At 62.5% G+C, this 18,356-nt stretch carries 14 protein-coding genes; 13 read left to right on the plus strand and 1 reads right to left on the minus strand.

The window, feature by feature from the left end; all coding sequences use genetic code 11:
- Positions 1-4: 4 nt before the first annotated feature.
- The gene (aceE, locus tag TU75_RS06260) at positions 5-2,650 is read right to left on the minus strand and encodes a pyruvate dehydrogenase (acetyl-transferring), homodimeric type (protein ID WP_060548463.1); all 2,646 of its coding nucleotides are present in this window, start codon (positions 2,648-2,650) and stop codon (positions 5-7) included.
- 383 nt (positions 2,651-3,033) lie between these two features.
- On the opposite strand from aceE, the gene glnE reads away from it, so the two are divergent.
- From glnE to TU75_RS06325, 13 genes are all read left to right on the plus strand, one after another.
- A complete protein-coding gene (gene glnE, locus TU75_RS06265) occupies positions 3,034-5,973 on the plus strand; it encodes a bifunctional [glutamate--ammonia ligase]-adenylyl-L-tyrosine phosphorylase/[glutamate--ammonia-ligase] adenylyltransferase (RefSeq protein WP_060548464.1) in 2,940 nt (979 codons plus the stop codon).
- 198 nt (positions 5,974-6,171) lie between these two features.
- Positions 6,172-7,206, plus strand: a complete 1,035-nt coding sequence (gene waaF, locus TU75_RS06270) for a lipopolysaccharide heptosyltransferase II (protein WP_015373604.1) — start codon at positions 6,172-6,174, stop codon at positions 7,204-7,206.
- Between the two features lies 1 nt (position 7,207).
- The gene (gene waaC, locus TU75_RS06275) at positions 7,208-8,269 is read left to right on the plus strand and encodes a lipopolysaccharide heptosyltransferase I (protein WP_003237218.1); all 1,062 of its coding nucleotides are present in this window, start codon (positions 7,208-7,210) and stop codon (positions 8,267-8,269) included.
- Positions 8,269-9,393, plus strand: a complete 1,125-nt coding sequence (locus tag TU75_RS06280; RefSeq protein ID WP_060548465.1) for a glycosyltransferase family 4 protein — start codon at positions 8,269-8,271, stop codon at positions 9,391-9,393. The genes waaC and TU75_RS06280 overlap by 1 nt, the downstream gene beginning before the upstream one ends.
- On the plus strand, positions 9,390-10,196 hold the full coding sequence (gene rfaP / locus TU75_RS06285; RefSeq protein WP_015373606.1) for a lipopolysaccharide core heptose(I) kinase RfaP: 807 nt from the start codon (positions 9,390-9,392) through the stop codon (positions 10,194-10,196). The genes TU75_RS06280 and rfaP overlap by 4 nt, the downstream gene beginning before the upstream one ends.
- Positions 10,196-10,930, plus strand: coding sequence for a lipopolysaccharide kinase InaA family protein (locus TU75_RS06290; protein ID WP_003237212.1), 735 nt, complete (start codon positions 10,196-10,198; stop codon positions 10,928-10,930). Before rfaP ends, TU75_RS06290 begins: the two co-directional genes overlap by 1 nt.
- Positions 10,927-11,679: a lipopolysaccharide kinase InaA family protein gene (locus TU75_RS06295; RefSeq protein WP_060548466.1), complete on the plus strand. Its 753-nt coding sequence runs from the start codon at positions 10,927-10,929 to the stop codon at positions 11,677-11,679. The genes TU75_RS06290 and TU75_RS06295 overlap by 4 nt, the downstream gene beginning before the upstream one ends.
- Positions 11,679-13,124, plus strand: a complete 1,446-nt coding sequence (locus TU75_RS06300) for a lipopolysaccharide kinase InaA family protein (protein WP_060548467.1) — start codon at positions 11,679-11,681, stop codon at positions 13,122-13,124. The genes TU75_RS06295 and TU75_RS06300 overlap by 1 nt, the downstream gene beginning before the upstream one ends.
- 410 nt (positions 13,125-13,534) lie before the next feature.
- Complete coding sequence (locus TU75_RS06305) at positions 13,535-14,512, plus strand: sugar ABC transporter substrate-binding protein (RefSeq protein ID WP_060548468.1); 978 nt, start codon at positions 13,535-13,537, stop codon at positions 14,510-14,512.
- Positions 14,512-16,035, plus strand: coding sequence for a sugar ABC transporter ATP-binding protein (locus TU75_RS06310; protein ID WP_060548469.1), 1,524 nt, complete (start codon positions 14,512-14,514; stop codon positions 16,033-16,035). Before TU75_RS06305 ends, TU75_RS06310 begins: the two co-directional genes overlap by 1 nt.
- Positions 16,028-16,978: an ABC transporter permease gene (locus TU75_RS06315; protein ID WP_003237200.1), complete on the plus strand. Its 951-nt coding sequence runs from the start codon at positions 16,028-16,030 to the stop codon at positions 16,976-16,978. The genes TU75_RS06310 and TU75_RS06315 overlap by 8 nt, the downstream gene beginning before the upstream one ends.
- On the plus strand, positions 16,975-17,901 hold the full coding sequence (locus TU75_RS06320; protein ID WP_003237198.1) for an ABC transporter permease: 927 nt from the start codon (positions 16,975-16,977) through the stop codon (positions 17,899-17,901). Before TU75_RS06315 ends, TU75_RS06320 begins: the two co-directional genes overlap by 4 nt.
- Positions 17,902-18,013: 112 nt before the next feature.
- Entirely contained in the window at positions 18,014-18,343 is a 330-nt protein-coding gene (locus TU75_RS06325) for a YceK/YidQ family lipoprotein (protein WP_003237196.1), read from the plus strand.
- Positions 18,344-18,356 lie beyond the last annotated feature (13 nt).

An 18,356-nucleotide genomic window follows, 5' to 3' on the forward strand; every position in this document is an offset into this window, starting at 1 on the left:
CTCCTCAGCAGTCCAGTGGGTTGCGTTTTTCCGGGTTGATCCCGAACTTGACGATGGCGTCAGCCACCACCTTGGGTTCGATCTCACCACGGTCAGCCAAGGCTTCCAGGGCTGCCAACACCACGAAGTGACGGTCGACTTCGAAGAAGTGACGCAGCTTCTTGCGGCTGTCACTGCGGCCGAAACCGTCGGTGCCCAGGACTTTGAATTCCTTGGACGGGACCCACTGGCGAATCTGTTCGGCAAACAGCTTCATGTAGTCGGTAGAGGCAATCACTGGACCCTTGCGGCCGGCCAGGCATTCTTCGACGTAGCTCAATGCAGGCTTCTGACCAGGGTGCAGGCGGTTGTTGCGCTCCACGGCCAGGCCGTCGCGACGCAGTTCGTTGAAGCTGGTAACGCTCCACACGTCGGCGCCGACGTTGAATTCGTCACGCAGGATCTTCGCCGCTTCGCGCACTTCACGCAGGATGGTGCCGGAGCCCATCAGCTGTACGTGGTGTGCCGCTTCCCTGGTGTCTTCTTCGAGCAGGTACATGCCCTTGATGATGCCTTCTTCCACGCCAGCCGGCATCGCAGGCTGCTGGTAGGACTCGTTCATCACGGTGATGTAGTAGAAAACGTCCTGCTGCTGCTCGGTCATCTTCTTCATGCCGTCCTGAATGATCACCGCCAGCTCGTAGCCGTAGGTTGGGTCAAAGGTGCGGCAGTTCGGGATAGTGGCCGCCAGGATGTGGCTGTGACCGTCTTCGTGTTGCAGGCCTTCGCCGTTCAGCGTGGTACGACCAGCGGTGCCGCCGATCAGGAAACCACGGGTACGGCTGTCGCCGGCTGCCCATGCCAGGTCGCCGATACGCTGGAAACCGAACATCGAGTAGAAGATGTAGAACGGCAGCATCGGCTGGTTGTGGCTGGAGTACGAAGTACCGGCAGCGATGAAGGAGCTCATGGCGCCCGCTTCGTTGATGCCTTCTTCGAGGATCTGGCCCTTCTTGTCTTCCTTGTAGAACATCACCTGGTCTTTATCGACTGGCTCGTAGAGCTGGCCGACCGAGGAGTAGATGCCCAGCTGACGGAACATGCCTTCCATACCGAAGGTACGGGCTTCGTCCGGGATGATCGGGACGATGCGCGAACCGATTTCCTTGTCCTTGACCAGTTGCGCGAGGATGCGCACGAAGGCCATGGTGGTGGAAATTTCACGGTCGCCCGAACCGTCCAGGATAGCCTTGAGGGTATCCAGTGGCGGTGTAGGAATATCGAACGATTTGGCGCGGCGCTGCGGCACGAAACCGCCCAGTGCGGTGCGACGCTCGCTGAGGTAGCGGGCTTCGGCACTGTTTGGCTCAGGCTTGAAGAACGGCAGGTTCTCCAGCTCTTCGTCCTTGACCGGAATGTCGAAACGGTCGCGGAACAGCTTCAGGCTGTCGACATCGACTTTCTTGGTGTTGTGCGCGGTGTTCTTCGCTTCGCCGGCACCGGTGCCATAACCCTTGATGGTCTTGGCCAGGATGACGGTAGGCTGCTCTTTGTGGTTGACCGCTTCGTGGTACGCCGCGTAGACCTTGTACGGGTCGTGACCGCCACGGTTGAGTTTCCAGATCTCGTCGTCGGACAGGTCGGCAACCATCGCCTTGAGTTCAGGCGTGTTGAAGAAGTGTTCACGCACGAACGCGCCGTCTTTGGCCTTGTAGTTCTGGTACTCGCCGTCGATGACTTCGTCCATGCGACGTTGCAGGATACCGTCGACGTCCTTGGCCAGCAGTGGGTCCCAGAAACGGCCCCAGATGACTTTGGTGACGTTCCAGTGAGCGCCACGGAACACGCCTTCGAGTTCCTGGATGATCTTGGCGTTGCCGCGAACCGGACCGTCGAGGCGCTGCAGGTTGCAGTTGATGACGAAGATCAGGTTGTCGAGCTTCTCGCGGCCGGCCAGGGAGATGGCGCCGAGGGATTCCGGCTCGTCGCACTCGCCGTCGCCCAGGAAGCACCAGACCTTCTGCTTGCCTTCCGGGATGAAACCACGGGCTTCCAGGTACTTCATGAAGCGTGCCTGGTAGATTGCCTGGATCGGGCCCAGACCCATGGAAACGGTCGGGAACTGCCAGAAATCAGGCATCAGCCAAGGGTGCGGGTAGGACGACAGGCCCTGACCGTCGACTTCCTGGCGGAAGTTGTTCATTTGCTCTTCGCTGATGCGGCCTTCCATGAACGCACGGGCGTAAACGCCTGGGGAAGTGTGGCCCTGGAAGTAGATCAGGTCGCCGCCGTGTTCGTCGGTCGGGGCCTGGAAGAAGTAGTTGAAGCCGATGTCATACAGGGTTGCGCTGGAAGCGAAGCTGGAGATGTGACCGCCCAGGTCCGAATCTTTCAAGTTCGTGCGCATTACCATCGCCATGGCGTTCCAGCGTACCAGCGAGCGAATGCGGCGTTCCATGAACAGGTCGCCAGGCATGCGTGCTTCGTGGGTAACGGGGATGGTGTTGCGGTATGGCGTGGTGATGGCGTAAGGCAACTGCGAGCCGCTGCGGGTCGCGAGTTCGCCCATGCGGGTCATCAGGTAATGAGCACGGTCTTCGCCTTCTTTGTCGAGAACCGATTCCAGGGCGTCCAGCCATTCCTGGGTTTCGACGGGATCGAGGTCTTGCATGGCTTGCTCCAGGGCGGAAAGGCTACCAGAATCGGTTGCCTGAAGTTTGCGACTGGCCTTGTGGGCAGACGACATAAATTCTTGGATGGCCGAAGGTTGCTTCGGCGTCCTGTAGTTTTACTACAAATCGGCGGCCATTTCAGCCTTTCGAATGTATATACGAGTAGTAAAACTACACAAGACCGAGCGTATGGCTCGGTCTGGCTGGTGAGCATAATCGTTAATGTTGATCTTTTGCGAACAAGAAAAGGTTCAAGTTTGATGTTACCTGCCAAGATTGATTTAATTTCAGCTATTTCTAACTTTTGTTCGACAGTTCTTCAACGGGAGCGGTTCATGCGCTCACCTCTACAGGCCGTTTACACGCCGATCAAGGATAGACCATGAGCCTTCCAACGCTGGCCGAACTGCCTGCCATTCTCTTGCCATTTGCCCAGCGGGCCGAGCAGTCATTTCGTGACGCCGTGGCCGCGCTGGATGACGATAATGGACTGTGTGCGTGGACGCCGCAACGGTGGGCAGCGTTTACCCGTGTGTGCGCCGCCAGTGATTTTGTCATTGAACAGAGCGTTCGTGACCCTTTGATGTTGCTTGAGTTGGTGGCCTGGGGCGAGCTGGATCGCGGCTTTGCGCCGGGCGAGCTGTGCAGCCAGATCGCCGGCGCTGTGCAACAGGCGCAGACGGAAGATGAACTGGGCCGTTTGCTGCGGCGCCAGCGTACGCGCCAGCAAGTGCGCATCATCTGGCGCGACCTGACCCGCCAGGCCGACCTGGTGCAAACCTGCCGCGACCTCTCCGACATGGCCGACGCCTGCATCGACCAGGCCTATCAGTGGTTGTACCAGCGCCACTGCGTGCAGTTCGGCACGCCCACGGGGCGACGCAGCGGCGACGCCCAGCACATGGTCATCCTCGGCATGGGCAAGCTCGGCGCAATGGAGCTTAACCTGTCGTCGGATATCGACCTGATCTTCGCCTACCCCGAAGGTGGCGAGACGGTGGGGGTGAAGCGCTCGCTGGACAATCAGGAGTTTTTCATCCGTCTTGGTCAAAAACTGATCAAGGCGCTGGACCCGATGACCGTCGATGGCTTTGTCTTTCGCGTCGACATGCGCCTGCGCCCCTACGGTTCCGCCGGCGCGCTGGTGCTGAGCTTCAACGCGCTGGAGCAGTATTACCAGGACCAGGGTCGCGACTGGGAGCGCTACGCGATGATCAAGGCGCGGGTGGTGGCGGGCGATCAGGTGGCCGGTGCGCTGCTGCTGGATATGCTGCGACCGTTCGTCTACCGCCGTTACCTGGATTTTTCGGCCATCGAAGCGCTGCGCACCATGAAGCAGTTGATCCAGCAGGAAGTGCGGCGCAAGGGCATGGCCGAAAACATCAAGCTGGGTTCGGGCGGCATTCGCGAAGTGGAATTTATCGCCCAGGCGTTCCAGCTCATTCACGGTGGCCGCGACCTGAGCCTGCAACAGCGGCCACTGCTCAACGTGCTGGGCACTCTCGAAGGCCAGGGTTATCTGCCGCCGGCGGTGATTGCCGAGTTGCGCAATGGCTACGAATTCCTGCGCTACACCGAACACGCCATCCAGGCGATTGCCGACCGTCAGACGCAGATGCTTCCCGATAGCCCGGAAGACCAGGCGCGCATTGCCTTTATGCTCGGCTTTGCCGACTGGACGGCGTTTCACGAGCGCCTGATGCACTGGCGTGGCCGCGTGGACTGGCACTTCCGCCAGGTGATTGCCGATCCGGATGAGGAGGAGGGCGAAGAAAGCGAGTTGGTCGTGGGCGGTGAGTGGTTGCCATTATGGGAAGAATCCCAGGATGACGATGCGGCCTGCCGCCAACTGGCCGAAGGCGGCTTTACCGATGCACCCAAGGCGCTCAAGGCCCTCGCCAGCCTGCGCAGCAGCCCGCAATTGCGCGCCATGCAGCGTCTGGGGCGCGAGCGCCTGGATGCCTTTATTCCGCGCCTGCTGGCCCAGGCCGTGGAACACGCCAACCCGGACCTGGTGATGGAGCGGGTATTGCCGCTGGTGGAAGCCGTCGCCCGCCGTTCGGCCTACCTGGTGCTGCTCACCGAAAACCCCGACGCCCTGCGCCGCTTGCTGACCCTGTGCGCCGCCAGCCCGTGGATCGCCGAGCAAATCACGCGCTTCCCGCTGCTGCTGGATGAATTGCTCAACGAAGGCCGCCTGTTCAAACCGCCGCTGGCGCCGGAGTTGGCCGCCGAGCTGCGCGAGCGCCTCACGCGTATCCCCGAGGACGACCTCGAGCAGCAGATGGAAGCCCTGCGCCACTTCAAACTCGCCCACCGCCTGCGCGTGGCGGCCTCGGAAATCGCTGGCAGCCTGCCGTTGATGAAGGTCAGCGACTACCTCACCTGGCTCGCCGAAGCCATTCTCGAACAAGTGCTGGCTCTGGCCTGGCGCCAGACGGTCGCGCGCCACGGCTCGCCGCAGCGGCTGGATGGCAGCCTGTGCAATCCGGGGTTCATCATCGTCGGGTATGGCAAGGTTGGCGGCATCGAACTGGGCCATGGCTCGGACCTGGACCTGGTGTTTATCCACGATGGCGACCCCCATGCCGAAACCGACGGCGCCAAGCCAATCGATGGTGCGCAGTTCTTCACGCGCCTGGGCCAGCGCATCATTCACCTGCTGACCACCCAGACCAACTCCGGCCAGCTGTACGAAGTGGACATGCGCCTGCGACCGTCCGGCGCGTCCGGGCTATTGGTCAGTTCGCTGGGGGCATTCGACCGCTATCAACAAAATGAAGCCTGGACATGGGAACATCAGGCCCTGATCCGCGCGCGGGTGCTGGTGGGCAGCCAGGATGTGGGCCAGGCATTCGAGCAGGTACGGGCGAAAGTGCTGGGGCGTGAGCGCGACTTGGCCAAGCTGCGCCAGGAGGTCAGCGAGATGCGCGCCAGGATGCGCGACAACCTCGGCACCAAGGCCACCACGGCCGGTACCGGCGCCAATGCCTTCGAGGCTACGGCCGTGTTCGACCTCAAGCAGGACGCCGGAGGTATCGTCGATATTGAATTTATGGTGCAATACGCGGCTTTGGCGTGGTCTGCGCAACATCCTTCGTTGCTGCGCTTCACCGACAATATCCGCATTCTGGAGGGCCTGGAGCAGGTCGGGCTGATGCCCGCCGCCGATGCCCATCTGTTGCGTGAGGTGTACAAGGCCTACCGTTCTGCCGCACACCGCCAGGCCTTGCAAAACGAGGCCGGCACGGTAGCCGGGGATCAGTTCGCCGACGAACGGCGCCAGGTGATGCGGATCTGGAATGAACTGGGGTTAAGCTGATTAATTAAGTGGCTCCAATTTAATCTGGAAATCGGCTTTATGTGGGAGCCGGGCTTGCCCGCGATGCAGGCGCCTCGGTACTTCAGCCATACCGAAGCGATGCCATCGCAGGCAAGCCAGCTCCCACAAAAAGCGCGATCTACAATCATTGTCGAGGCGGGGAGGCATAAGCCTCCCCGTATCGTTTGTGGAAACTACATGAATATTCTGATCGTTGGGCCCAGTTGGGTCGGTGACATGGTGATGGCACAGACACTGTTCCAGTGCCTGCGCCAGCGCCATCCAGACTGCCAGATCGACGTGCTCGCCCCCGAGTGGAGCCGACCGATCCTTGAGCGTATGCCTGAAGTGCGCCAGGCCTTGAGTTTTCCGCTCGGCCACGGTGCGCTTGAGCTGGCGACGCGCCGGCGTATCGGCAAGTCCCTGGCCGGCCGGTACGACCAGGCGATCCTGCTGCCCAACTCGCTCAAGTCGGCGCTGGTGCCCTATTTTGCCGGCATCCCCAAGCGCACCGGCTGGCGCGGCGAGTTTCGTTATGTGCTGCTCAACGATGTGCGCACCCTCGACAAAACACGCTACCCGCTGATGATCGAGCGCTTCATGGCCCTGGCCTATGCGCCGGGCGCCGAGCTGCCCACGCCGTACCCACGGCCGAGCCTGCAAATCGACCCGCTGACCCGTGACGCCGCGCTGACCAAGTTCGGCCTGCAGTTGGATCGCCCGGTGCTGGCGCTGTGCCCGGGGGCGGAGTTTGGCGAGTCCAAGCGCTGGCCGTCGGAGCATTACGCCAAAGTCGCCGAGACGAAGATTCGCGAAGGGTGGCAGGTGTGGCTGTTCGGTTCGAAAAACGATCATTCGGTGGGCGAAGACATCCGCCAGCGCCTGATCCCAGGCCTGCGCGAAGAAGCGGTGAACCTGAGCGGCGAGACCTCGCTGGCCGAGGCGATCGACTTGCTCTCCTGCGCCGATTCGGTGGTGTCCAACGACTCCGGGCTGATGCACGTGGCCGCCGCGCTGAACCGTCCGCTGGTGGCGGTGTACGGCTCCACCTCGCCGGGCTTTACGCCGCCGTTGGCCGACAAGGTCGAAGTGGTGCGCCTGGGCCTGGAATGCAGCCCGTGCTTTGAACGCACCTGCCGGTTTGGCCACTACAACTGCCTGCGCCAATTACTGCCCCAGCCGGTGACCGATGCGCTGCAGCGGTTGCAGGGCGACGTGGTCGAGGTTCACTGAGTTGCGGGTACTGGTAATCAAGACCTCATCCCTGGGCGACGTGATCCATGCGTTGCCGGCACTCACCGATGCGGCGCGGGCGATCCCCGGCATCCGGTTCGACTGGGTGGTGGAAGAAGGCTTTGCCGAAATCCCCACCTGGCACCCGGCGGTCGACAAGGTGATTCCGGTGGCGATTCGCCGCTGGCGCAAGAATATCTGGCAAACCCTCAAAAGCGGCGAGTGGCGACGCTTCAAACAGAGCCTTCAGTCGACCAAATACGACCTGGTCATCGACGCCCAGGGCCTGCTTAAAAGCGCCTGGCTGACCCGCTACGTGCGTGCGCCCGTTGCCGGGTTCGATAAAAGCTCGGCCCGTGAGCCCATGGCGGCGCGTTTCTATTCGCGGCGCCTGGCCGTGGCCCGTGGGCAACATGCGGTGGAGCGGCTGCGCCAGCTGTTCGCCGTGGCCCTGGGCTACGACCTGCCCAAAGGCCTGGGCGACTACGGCCTGAGTGTGGAAAAACTGCTCGGCCTGCCGCCGGAAAAACCCTTTGTCCTGCTGTTACACGGCACCACCTGGGACACCAAGCACTGGCCCGAAGCCTATTGGCGCGAGCTGGCCGAGCGCATGGGCCGCCTGGGTGTGGACGTGAAACTGCCCTGGGGCAATGCCGACGAAAAAGCCCGCGCCGAACGCCTGGCCCAAGGCTTGAGCAACGCCCAGGTGCTGCCCAAACTCAACCTGGCCGGCGTTGCCCGCGTATTGGCCGGCGCCCGCGCCTGCGTGGCGGTCGACACCGGCCTCGGCCACCTCGCCGCGGCGCTGGACGTGCCGACCATTTCCCTGTTCGGCCCCACCAATCCGGGCCTGACCGGCGCCTACGGCAAGGGCCAGATTCACCTGGCCAGCGACTGGCCGTGTGCACCCTGCCTGCAAAAACACTGTACCTATCAACCGACGGCCGACGACGTGCGTCGGTTCGACATCCAGCGCGAGTCGCCCCTGTGCTTCACGCGCCTGAACCCTGAGCGTGTGGCAAGCCGACTGAGCACGTTGTTACTGGCTGAGGAGCTGCACTGATGCAACTGGCATTTGTTCTGTACAAATACTTCCCCTTCGGTGGCCTGCAGCGCGACTTCATGCGCATCGCCCTGGAATGCCAGCAGCGCGGCCACACCATTCGTGTCTATACGCTGATCTGGGAGGGCGATATCCCGTCGGGCTTCGAGGTGCTGGTGGCGCCGGTCAAGGCGTTTTTCAACCATCGGCGCAATGAAAAACTCAGCGCCTGGATGGAGGCAGACCTGGCCAAACGCCCGGTCGACCGCCTGATCGGCTTCAACAAGATGCCCGGCCTGGACGTTTACTACGCCGCCGATGGCTGCTTTGAAGACAAGGCGCAAAACCTGCGTCACTCGCTGTACCGCTATTTCGGTCGCTACAAGCACTTTGCCGACTACGAGCGCGCCGTGTTCGCCAAAGATGCCAAGACCGAAGTGCTGATGATCTCCGAAGTTCAGCAGCCGCTCTTTATCAAGCACTACGACACCCCGCTTGAGCGCTTTCACCTGCTGCCGCCGGGCATTGCCCAGGACCGCCGGGCGCCGCCGAACGCGGCCGAGATTCGCGAAGGCTTTCGCCAGGAATTCAACCTGGGCGATGACGACCTGTTGCTGGTGCAGATCGGCTCGGGCTTCAAGACCAAGGGCGTCGATCGCAGCCTCAAGGCCGTGGCCGCATTGCCCGCCGAGCTGAAAAAACGCACGCGCCTGTTTGTAATCGGCCAGGACGACCCCAAAGTATTCCAATTGCAGAGCGCCACGCTTGGCCTGGGCGACAATGTGCAGTTTCTCAAGGGACGCAGCGATATCCCTCGCTTCCTGCTGGGCGCCGACCTGTTGATCCACCCGGCGTACAACGAAAACACCGGCACCGTGTTGCTCGAAGCACTGGTGGCCGGTCTGCCGGTGCTGGTGTCGGCGGTGTGTGGCTACGCCCATTACATCGCCGAAGCCGACAGTGGCCTGGTGCTCGATGAGCCGTTTGAACAGAACCAGCTCAACGCGTACCTGGCCCGCATGTTGACCGATTCTGCACAGCGCGCGGCCTGGGGCCGCAATGGGCTGGCCTATGCCGAGACAGCCGACCTCTACAGCATGCCGCAGCACGCGGCGGATGTGATTCTGGCGGAGCCAAAACCATGAAGTTGATGCTTGCCGAACCGTTCAAGAGCCTCTGGGCCGGACGCGATGCGTTCGCCGAGGTGGAGCGTCTGGAGGGCGAGGTGTACCGCGAACTCGAAGCCCGTCGCACGCTGCGCACCGAGGTCGAGGGGCGTGGTTATTTTGTGAAGATCCACCGGGGTATCGGTTGGGGCGAGATCGTCAAGAACCTCGTCACCGCCAAGCTGCCGGTACTCGGCGCGGGCCAGGAGTGGCTGGCGATCCAGCGTCTGCAGGAAGTCGGCGTGCCGACCATGACCGCTGTCGCCTATGGCGAGCGCGGCAGCAACCCGGCCGATCAGCACTCGTTCATCATCACCGAAGAGCTGGCGCCTACCATCAGTCTTGAAGATTTCAGCATCGACTGGGTCAAGCAGCCGCCCGAGCCGCGCTTGAAGCGCGCGCTGATCGCCGAAGTGGCGCGCATGACCGGCATGATGCATCGCGGCGGCGTCAACCATCGCGATTGCTATATCTGTCACTTCCTGCTGCACACCGACACGCCGGTGACCGCCGAGCATTTCAAGCTGTCGGTGATCGACCTGCACCGCGCGCAGACCCGCGCCAGAATCAGCCATCGCTGGCGCAACAAGGACCTGGCCGCGCTGTACTTCTCGGCGCTGGACATCGGCCTTACCCGCCGCGACAAATTGCGTTTCCTCAAGGGCTATTTCCAGCAGCCGCTGCGCCGCATCCTGGCCGAAGAAAGCGCCTTGCTGCAGTGGCTGCAAGGCAAGGCCGACAAGCTGTATGCCCGCAAGCAGCGTTACGGGGATGCGCTCTGATGGCGGGTTGGAACCTGGAGCCTGCGTACGCCAACCTCGCGGATGACTTCGGCAGCCTGGAGGCGGTGTTTGCCTTGCAGGGCGAACGGCTGACCCGCGACCCGCTGTCGGAAGTGATCCGCGTGGAACGCGGCGGGGTCAATTACTACGTCAAGCGCTACGTCGGTGCCGGTAAAGGCTTGCGCCGCTACCTGGGCAAGCCCCGGGTGAAGTCCGAGTGGCAGAACCTCAAGCGCTTCGCCAAGTGGGGCATTCCCACTGCCGACGTGGTTGCCTGGGGCCTGGAGCGCAACGGCCTGGCCTACGACCGTGGGGCGATGATCACCCGTGAGCTGCCCAGGACCGAAGATCTGTCGGCGCTGGCCGAGCACAAGGACGCGCGCCTCAAGGATCCCCGCTGGGTCAATGCGGTCAGCCGCCAGCTCGCCGAATACACGCGCACCATGCACGAACACCGGTTTACCCATAACGATTTGAAGTGGCGCAACCTGCTGGTGGATGACCAGGCCACGCTGTACCTGATCGACTGCCCCAATGGCGATTTCTGGCGCGGCTTCTGGCTCAAGTACCGCATCACCAAGGACCTGGCGTGCCTGGACAAAGTGGCCAAGTATCACCTGTCGGCCACCCAGCGCCTGCGCTTTTACATGCAATATCGCCAACGCACGCACCTGACGGTGTCGGACAAACTGCGGATTCGCCACGTGGTGAAGTTTTTCGAGGGACGCGAATGAGTGACTTCCTGGCGGCCGAGGACCGCGCTCTGCTTGAGCGCCACGGCCTGGCCACTTTCGACGCCCTGTGGGCCAAGCAACTGGACGCGGTGGACGAGCCGAACACCAGCCGTGGCGGCTGGAGCAGCGTGTTTCGCCTGGAGCTCGACGGCCACGGTTACTACCTCAAGCGCCAGAGCAATTATCTGACACGCACCTTGCACAGCCCGTTGGGCGAGCCGAGCTTCGCCCGCGAGTTTCGCAATATCAGCCGGTATCGGGCGCTGGGCATCCCGGCACTGCAGGCGGCGTTTTTTGGCGAGCGCAAGGTCGCGGGCGAACGCCGCGCGATGCTGCTGACGCGTGCGCTGGATGGCTGGAACGACCTGGACTCGTTGCTGGAGCAATGGTCGTCACTGAGCGACGCCCAGCACCACGCGATCCTGCTGGCCTGCGGTCGGCTGGCGCGTCAGTTGCACAGCGTGGGCCAGGTGCACGGCTGTTTTTACCCCAAGCATATTTTTTTGCAGGCGACCGGTGACGGTTGCGCCGCGCAACTGATCGACCTGGAGAAAACCCGCCCGTTGCTGTTCGGCTGGCGTGACCGGGTCAAGGACCTGGAACCGCTGTTGCGCCGCGCGCCGCAGTGGTCGCAGACCCAGGTGCGGCAACTGCTGGCGGCGTATCTTGAGCAACCGCAGGACAGCGCGCTGGTCGATACCTGGTACCAGCGCCTCACTGCGCGGCGCAGCCACAAGGAGAACCGCTGATGCGTTTGTCCGAACTCAAACAGGCCGGACGCCGTCCGAGCCTGCCGCTGACCATCGAGTTGGCGGATGCGGCCGGCACTGGCCAATTGCAACTGCTGAGCCTGTTGCGCGTGTTGCCGGGCGAGCGCTACGTGGGCGCGGCGGTTTGGCGGGGGCGCCCGGTACTGGCCAAGTTGCTGGTGGGCAGCAAGGCGGCGCGGCACTTTCAGCGTGAATTGAGCGGTGTGCGCCTGCTGGCCGAGCAAGGGCTGACGACGCCGCTGCTGCTCGCCGATGGCTTGCAGGAAGGCGAGGGCGGCTGGCTGTTGTTCGAATTTATCGAGGGCGCCCAAAGCTTGGCCGACGCCTGGCGCGCGGTCGAAGACTTGCCGCCGTTGGCCGATGAGCAGACGGCGGTGCTGGCCGAAGCCCTGGGCGCGATTGCGCAGATGCATGCCAAGGGCGTGTGGCAGCAAGATTTGCACCTGGACAATCTGCTGCGCCAGGGCGACACGCTGTACCTGATCGACGGTGCCGGTGTGCGGGTTGAAGAGGCGGGCAAGCCGCTGTCGCGCAACCGCGTGCTGGAAAACCTCGGGGTGTTCTTTGCGCAGTTGCCCAGGAACCTTGAGCCGTTTACCGAAGAATTGCTGGTGTATTACCTGCTGAGCAACGGCGAGCACGCATTGCCGCTGCAGGCGCTGGAAAAACAGGTGCGCAAGGTCAGCGCCTGGCGCCTGAAGGACTTCCTCGGCAAAGTGGGCCGCGAGTGCACGCTGTTCAGCGTGCAGCGCGGCGCCTTTGGCTTGCGCGCGATTCGTCGCGAAGAAGAAGCGGCGATGTTGCCCGTGCTGGAGCAGGCCGACGCATTGCTGGATCAGGGGCACCTGTACAAGACCGGCGGCGCAGCCAGCGTGGCCAGGGTCGAAGTGGCCGGCCGGCCGCTGGTGATCAAGCGCTATAACATCAAGGGCTTCGCCCATTGGCTCAAGCGCTTCTGGCGCCCAAGCCGCGCCTGGCATTCCTGGCGCGAGGGCAACCGCCTGGCGTTCCTCGGCATCGCCACGCCCAAGCCGTTGGCGGTGCTGGAAAAACGCTTTTTCTGGCTGCGCAGCCGGGCCTACCTGGTGACGGAATACCTGCCGGGACCGGACATCATTGAGCGCTTTGCGCCTTACGTGGAAAACGGCGACGCCCCCGAAGCCGAGTTGCAGGCGCTCGACCAACTGTTCGCCGAACTGATCCGCGAGCGCATCAGCCATGGCGATTTCAAAGGCCACAACTTGTTCTGGGCCGGGGATCGGTGGTCGCTGATCGACCTGGATGCGATGTGCCAACACACCTCCGATGCCAGCTTTGCGCAGGCGTTTGCCAGAGACCGCGCGCGGTTCATGCGCAACTGGCCTGAAAGCAGCGCGTTGTATCAGCTGATTGATCAGCGCCTGCCCACTCGCACGAGCGCATAAGATCCAGAGGGGGAGGTGGCTTGCTCCCGATGAGGGTGTGTCAGTCGGTACCTGAGTTGACTGCCCGCCGCTATCGGGAGCGAGGCCCCTTTTTATTAAGTACAAAGACAACTTGTAATTTAAAGCCTGAAATTTCAGGCAAGCCCGCTCGCCACAGAGGCTACGGTTTGCTGTGCGGCAGCACCAAGTCGAAGATTTGTCGGAGGCTCCTTGACTGGAATGATTCATGTCAGATGGATCCAGGTATATGTCGCCTGGGCAACAGCAATGGGGCAATTGTTGTTGCGCAAGAACAGTCCGCGTTTGCTTTTTTTCTTTATTTCATTGATTTAAATAGATAAAAATCCTGGCACACACTCTGCAATGACAATCGGTGAACCCATTCACCGGTCGCTTCAGCGGAGCCCTGTATGCCCACCAGCCTTTTCTCGTTTTACCGTTTGATTTGCCTTGGCGCCGCGCTGTTGCTGGGCCAGGTGTGCACGGCTTACGCCGATGATGCGGTGCCGTCGCTTGCCGGCAAGCGCATCGCCGTGAGCATGACCGGCACCAGTCACTATTTCGATATCAAGGCGTTCCAGGCACAGGTCGATGAGATCAAGCGCCTGGGCGGTACGCCGATCACCCTGGACGCCGGGCGCAATGACAAGAACCTGGTGACCCAGCTGCAAACCGTGGTCACCCAGAGGCCCGATGCGGTGATTCAGACCCTGGGCACTCTCAGCGTGATCGACCCCTGGCTCAAGCGCATCAGCAAGGCCGGCATCCCGCTGTTCACCATTGATGCGCCGTCGCAGTACAGCCTCAACAACACCACTTCCGATAACGTCGCCACCGGCAAGGCCCTGGCCGAGCAGTTGATCAAGGACGCCGGCGGCAAGGGCAAAATCCTGGTGTTCAACGGCTTCTACGGCGTGCCGGTGTGTGCGATTCGTTATGACCAGTTGAAGCTGGCGCTCGAGGCGTATCCACAGCTGGAAATCATCCAGCCCGAACTGCGCGATGTGATTCCCAACACCGTGCAGGACGCCTATTCCCAGGTGTCTGCACTGCTTAACAAATACCCCAAAGGCAGCATTTCGGCGATATGGTCGGCGTGGGATATTCCGCAGTTGGGCGCGAGCAAGGCGTTGATCGACGCCGGGCGCACCGAGATCAAGACCTACGGTGTCGATGGCACGCCGCAAGTGCTGGCGCTGCTGGGACAGGACCATTCGCCGGTGGGCGCGGTGGTGGCGCAGCAGCCGGCGCTGATCGGCAAGACCGCCGTGCAGAATGTGGCGCGTTACCTCGCCGGGCAGCATGACTTGCCCCGTGAAAGCCATGTGGCGACGCTGCTGACCACCGCCGCAAACCTGCCGCAGGTCCAACAATTGCGAGGTGACTGATGCCGGCTCTACACCTGCAGCATGTGCACAAACGCTTCGGCGCCACCCTGGCGCTGGACGGTGCGAGCCTCAAGGTCGAGCGCGGCACGGTCCACGGGTTGGTGGGCGAGAATGGCGCGGGCAAGTCGACCCTGATCAAGATCCTGGCCGGTATCCACACCGCCGACGCGGGGCAGGTGAGTATCGACGGGCAGTCGTACGACAGGCTGTCGCCGCGCCAGGTGGACGCACTGGGCGTGCAGTTCATCCATCAGGAGCGGCTGTTGCCGGCCAGTTTCACTGTGGGCGAAGCGCTGTTTTTCGGGCATGAGCTGCGCCGTGGGCCGTTTGTGGATCGGCGTCGTCAGCAACGCGAAGCGCAGCGTTTGCTGGCGGACTATTTCGACCTGCAATTTCCGGCCGGTGCCTTGGTGAGCGAGCTGAACAGTGCCGAGCGCCAGGTGCTGCAGATCACCCGCGCGCTGATTCGCCAGCCGAAGATTCTGGTGTTCGATGAGCCCAGCGTGGCGTTGGTCAAGCGCGAGGTCGACCAGTTGCTGCGCATCGTCAGGCGCTTGCGCGACCAGGGGCTGTCGATTCTGTACATCTCCCATTACCTGCAGGAGATCGACAGCTTGTGTGATGAGGTCACGGTGCTGCGCAATGGGCGCGATGTGGCGGTGGTCGAACCTCGTCATACGTCGAGCGCCGAGATCGCGCGGCTGATGGTCAATCGGGAAGTCCAGGAGATGTACCCCAAGGCCAGGGTGGCGTTGGGCGAGCCGTTGCTGCAGGTGAAGTCGCTGAGCCTGGCGCGGCGTTATCGGCACATCGACCTGCAGGTGCGGCGTGGGGAAATCGTCGGCCTCACCGGGCTGGTCGGGTCGGGAGCCAAGGAATTGATCAAGACGCTGTTTGGGATCGAGCAGGCCGACAGCGGCAGTGTCCACCTGCAAGGTCGCCTGCTGCGCCTGCGTTCACCGGGCCAGGCGATTGCCGCCGGGATCGCGCTGGTGCCGGAAGAACGACGCAGCCAGGGCATCGCGCCGGTGCTGTCGGTGCTGGAAAACCTGACGCTGGCCGGGCTGGGCAGGTTCAGCCGCTGGGGGCTGTTGAGCCGTGCCACGGAGCAGGTGGAAACCGCGCGGCTAATCGATGAACTGGCAATCAAGGCGCCGGGGCCTCACGCGGCGGTCAGCCAGCTCAGTGGTGGCAACCAGCAGAAGGTGGCGCTGGGCAAATGGCTGAGCCGCCGTTCGGCCGTGTACTTGCTCAATGAGCCGTGCGTGGGGGTGGATGTGGGCGCCAAGGTCGAGATCTATCGCTTGATCGGGCGTCTGGTGCAGGAGGGCGCGGCGGTGCTGGTGCTGTCGTCGGATTTGCCCGAGCTGCTGGGGATCAGCGACCGTATTCTGGTGCTGCATCGCGGTGAAATCGCCGGCGAGTTTCGCGCTGGCGAGGCCGACAGCGACCAGCTGCTGGCGTGTGCCACCGGGGCAGTGCCCGCCGCAGAGTTGCGGGCGCGGGAGGTCGAGCATGCTTGAGGCGCTGCTGCGACGCGGTTCGGTCGGCGTATTCCTGGCGATCCTGGTCGGGTTTGCCGTGGCCGCGCCGAATTTTCTCTCGGTGGGCAATCTGGCCAATGTGTTCAGCCAGTCGGCGATTCTCGGCGTGCTGGCGTTCGGGCTGACCTGCGTGATTATCGGCGGTGGCTCGAATGTGGTCGCCGGTGGGCTGGACCTGTCGTTGGCAGCCAACCTGGGGCTCTGTGCGGCGGTGTTCAGCCGCCTCAACAATGTTGGGCTGGCGCTTTGGCTGACGGTGTCGCTGACCCTGGCGTGCGGCGTGGCGGTCGGCCTGGTCAATGGCCTGGCGGTGGTGCTATTGCGCCTGCCGCCACTGCTGGCGACCCTGGCGAGCATGAATGTGCTGGCTGGGCTTGAGCTGGTGCTGACCGAAAATACCGTGGTGTCCACCGACTCGCCGCTGCTGGACCTGCTCAGCGGCGGCGCCTGGCTGGGGGTGCCGGCGCTGGCCTGGGTACTGCTGGTGACGGCGGGGCTGCTGACCTTGCTGATCCAGCATTCGCCCTACGGGCTGCGTTTGCATGCGGTGGGCGAATACCCGCAGGCGGCCGAGGCGGCGGGGCTGCGCAATGCGCGCTATGTGTTGTCGAGTTATCTGTTGTCAGGGCTGTGCGCTGCCGTGGCTGCGTTGTGTTCGGCGGCGTTTTTCAGCGGCAGCACCACCGGCTCCGGCGACATGCTGCTGTCGGTGGTGGCGATTGCATTTCTGGGCGTGGTGTTTTCGCGGCGGCTGGTGGCGAGTATCCCTGGCACGTTGTTCGCGGCGTTGTTGATCGGCTTTCTGATCAATGGTTTTCAATTGCTCAACGTATCGAGTTTCTGGGTCAACGGCGTGCAGGGCGTGTTGATCCTGCTGGTGGTGGCTGCGTCCAGCGCATTGAGTCGAGGGGGCCACCCATGAAGCTGCGTGCCTTGTTGCCATTGACCTTGCCGCTGGTCTTTGGGGTGATTGTCGTAGTGTTTGCCGTGCAGGCGCCGGGGTTCCTTAGCGCCGGCAACCTCAAAAGCCTGGTGCTGAATAATTTTGTGCTGCTGGCGATTGTGTCCATCGGCATGACCTACGCGGTGGCGGCGGGCGGCATCGACCTGTCGGTGGGGACGGCGCTGGATTTTGCCAGTTTCAGCTTTGTGGTACTGCTCAACAGCGGGCATGGCTGGGCCGTGGCGGCGGCGGGTGCGTTGGCGGCGGCATTGCTGGTGGGGCTGGTGAATGCTGTGCTGATTGGCGGGCTGCGTATCAGCCCGTTCCTGGCCACCCTTGGCACGCTGTTTATCGGCACCAGTGCCCAGCAATTGCTCTCGGACGGCGGGCAGCCGATCTACATTGCCCAGGGATTGAAACCGGGCATTGCGGGCCTCACGCCTTTGCTGGTCGTGCTGGGGCTGGCGCTGTTTTATGGCGTTTTACTTGCGCGAGGGCGATTGGGGCGGGAATTGCTGGCACAGGGCACGCAGCCGCTGCTGGCGTATTACTCGGGGTTGTCGGTGCGGCGGATCGTGACCGTCGTGGCACTGGCCACAGCCTTGGCGTGTGGGGTCGCCGGGGTGTTGCTTGGGGCCACGGTGAGCGCTTATGTACCGTTGTCCGGGAATGCGTTTTTGCTGAATGCGATTGGCGCGGTGTTTATTGGCACGACACTGAGTCGGCAGGGCCGGGCGAACGTTTTTGGGACGTTGCTGGGGGTGCTGTTTATCAATGTGATTGCCAACGGGTTGTTGTTGATCGGCTGGAATTTTTATTGGCAGCAAGTGGCAACGGGGGTGTTGATTTTTGGGGTATTGACGTTCAGTTTTGCCAGTCGGCGCCTGGTGGAGCTGGCCTGAATGCCCACAGTGCATCGGCAATCGGAAAACTCCCACGCCGGTATGTCCTTATTCCTTCTATGGAGGGCAGGGCCGTAATGCTAGCGTTCGTGACCTTACCGGAGGTCACTCAATGAACATTGCACTCAAAATCCTGTTGGCTGCGTTATGCCTGAGCCTGGTCGGCTGCGGCACCGTTAACACAGTCATGCGCGAAGACCACGTCGCCGTGCAGGCGCTCAAGAAACAGAAAACCTATTGCCAGTCCATCACCCGCGTCTACAGCGGGGTCGCTTATGACCTGTGTCAACTGCACGCCCCTCCTTCGGCCACCGCCGGTGTGTGGGTGAATTTCGTGCCGCTGATTGTCATTGATGTGGTGGCCTCCGGCGTGTTGGACACCCTCGTCCTGCCCTACACGGTCTACCGGCAAAACACCGACGGCAGCCTCGAACTCAGGTAGAGCAGTGATGGGC

The organism is Pseudomonas poae, from assembly GCF_001439785.1.
In the GTDB taxonomy this organism is placed as follows: domain Bacteria; phylum Pseudomonadota; class Gammaproteobacteria; order Pseudomonadales; family Pseudomonadaceae; genus Aquipseudomonas; species Aquipseudomonas poae.